This is a genomic window from Synechococcus sp. R3-13, assembly GCF_047462195.1.
In the GTDB taxonomy this organism is placed as follows: domain Bacteria; phylum Cyanobacteriota; class Cyanobacteriia; order Thermostichales; family Thermostichaceae; genus Thermostichus.
This window is the reverse complement of sequence record NZ_JANSIO010000388.1, coordinates 2,492-5,253: the sequence shown is the minus strand read 5'-3', so window position 1 is coordinate 5,253 and position 2,762 is coordinate 2,492. Positions and strand designations below refer to the sequence as shown.

The window sequence follows — 2,762 nt, the reverse complement described above, 5'->3', positions numbered from 1 at the left end:
GCGTAGGCTCCCCGATGAAGCGAGAAGCCCACACTGTACCCGTAGAGTCAGTGATGGGAGTATGTCACGCCCAGAGCATCAACCGCAGCTCATAGGGATCGTGCATATCGGGGTGAAAGGGCAGCAAGCGGATGGCTAACCCTTGCAAGCCGCTGGCCTCATAGCAAATCTGGCCGGAAAAGATGGCCCGATCCTCCAGCGTCTCCACATAGCGCAGGGAGATTGCCTGTCCTTTCTGAATCTGGCCATCATCCTTGACCGGCCCCTGATAAGCTTGCACAATCACATCCTGAGGTTGCAGGGATCCCAGCCGCACTTCCACCGTCACGGTGAGGGGATCCCTGGCCATCACCACTTGGTCATCCTGTGCCAAGGCAAGGCCGGCAGCGGCAGCTTTCTTCGGGGTTTCGATCTGGACGTTGAGAACCTGGATGTTGTACCAATGCTCCTGCAGGTGGTTTTGCCAACGAACGAACTGGCGGGCCGACTCGAAGTGGTCACGGCGCATGCGGTCGAAGTAGTTGCTCAGGGGAATGTAGGCTCGCTGGACGTACTCCAACACCATGCGCTGCGTGCTGAACTGGGGGCAATTGAGGCGAATCGCCTGCTTCATGCGCTGGATCCACTGGTGGGGTAGGCCATCGCTGCCGCGCTGATAAAAGAGAGGGGCAACCTCCTGTTCCAGCAAGTCGTAGAGGGCATTCGACTCCACCTCATCTTGATAGGCGCGATCCTCATACTCCTCACCGCGGCCAATGGGCCAGCCGGTCTGGTAATAGTCAGCCTCGTCCCACCAGCCGTCCAAAATACTGAGGTTCTGTCCACCGTTGGCTGCCGCCTTCATGCCACTGGTGCCGCTGGCCTCCCGGGGGCGCAAGGGGTTGTTCAGCCACACATCCACCCCGGCCACCATCAAGCTGGTGACATACATGTCGTAGTCCTCAATGAAAACCAAGCGCTGGCGAAACTCCGGCTGCCGCGACACCTGCACGATCTGGCGGATCAGCTCTTTGCCGGGTATGTCGCGGGGGTGGGCCTTGCCGGCAAAGATAAACTGCATCGGGTACTGAGGATGGTTGAGCAAAGCCTTGAGCCGTTCCAGGTTGTGGAACAAAAGGGTGGCCCGCTTGTAGGTGGCAAAGCGGCGGGCAAACCCAATGGTAAGCACCTCCGGGTTGAGGGCCTCAGAGGCCCGTTGGATCTCAGCCGCTGAGGCAGCCCGTTTCTGGAGCTGTTCCATCAAGCGCTCGCGGGTAAAGTTAATCAGGCGGGAGCGGCTGCGCTCGTGGGCCCGCCACAATTCCCCATCCGGAATCCGATCCACCTTTTGCCAGAGGGGATCCGAAGGAGGAGCCTCTGCCCAATCCGGCCCCAGGTAGCGGTCGTAGAGGGCTTGGTTCTCCTCCCCCACCCAGGTGCGGACATGTACCCCGTTGGTGATGGAAGTAATCGGCACTTCTTCCAGCGGGATCCCAGGCCACAGCCGGCTGAACATCTTGCGGGAAACCGCCCCATGCAGCTTGCTCACACCGTTCACAAAAGAGGCCATGTTGATGGCCAGCACTGCCATGCTGAAGGGAGATTGGAAGTCGCCAGTATTTTCCCGTCCCAAAGCCAAAAAGCGCTCCCGGCTCAGGCCCATCTGGCTGTAGTAGAAGCCGAGGTAGTAATCGATCTTGTCGGGCGGGAATAGGTCGATCCCGGCGGGCACCGGCGTGTGGGTGGTAAACATCTGGCTGGACTTGGCCACCTGCCAGGCCTCTTCAAAGCTCAGCCCCTGCTCGACCATCAACAGGCGAATCCGCTCCACCGCCAAAAAGGCCGAGTGCCCTTCGTTCATGTGGTAGACGGTGGGATGGATCCCAAGGGCGCGCAAAGCCCGCACGCCGCCGATCCCCAACATGATCTCCTGGTGGATGCGCAGATCTTGGTCGCCACCGTACAGCTCATCGGTGATGTCTTGGTCGTACTGGCTGTTGGGCTCGATGTTGGTGTCCAGAAGATACAGGGGCACCCTCCCCACCATCACCTTCCAGATGCGGGCGAACACCTTGCGGTTGGGATAATCCACCTCAATCCGAATTTCTTGACCCTCCGCATCTCTCTGCAGCTCCAGGGGCATGTTAAAGAAATCGTTAACTGGGTAGCGTTCCTGCTGCCAGCCGTCGGGGTTGAGGTACTGGCGGAAATACCCCTTTTGGTAGAGCAAGCCCACACCCACCAGGGGCAAGCCCAGATCGCTGGCCGCCTTGAGGTGATCCCCGGCCAACACCCCCAAGCCGCCTGAGTAGAGGGGTAGACAATCCGCCAAACCAAACTCTGCCGAAAAATAGGCGTAGCACTCCCCTTCCACCGCTTGGGCCGAACGATACTTGCGATACCAAGTGTCCTCCTGCAGGTAGCTCTGCAGTTGTTGGCTGGCCCGTTCCAACTGGGCCAAAAAGCCGGGATCCTCCGCCAATTCATCCAGCCGTTCCTGCCGGATCCGACCTAGAAAAGCCACCGGGTTGTGGCTGCAGGCATCCCACAGATCCGGATCCATGCGACGGAATAGGCTGCGGGTTTCCACGTTCCAACTAAAATGCAGGTTGTAAGCCAGCAAGCGCAGACTTTCCAGCGGAGCAGGCAAGTAGGGAGTGACCTTGAACGTCCGTAGCGGCTTCATAGAGAATCCGGGAAAAGGGTTGGTTCCACCGTCAGGCTACCTTGGCCTCAGCCGGAGGGCGTGGCTTTTTAGCTTGAGTGCTGATTTTTGACATACT

At 59.1% G+C, this 2,762-nt stretch carries 1 protein-coding gene; it reads right to left on the bottom strand.

Annotated elements, in window-relative coordinates; genetic code table 11:
• Positions 1–64: 64 nt before the first annotated feature.
• The gene (gene glgP, locus NW856_RS11575; protein WP_414400395.1) at positions 65–2,665 is read right to left on the bottom strand and encodes an alpha-glucan family phosphorylase; all 2,601 of its coding nucleotides are present in this window, start codon (positions 2,663–2,665) and stop codon (positions 65–67) included.
• Between the last annotated feature and the right edge of the window lie 97 nt (positions 2,666–2,762).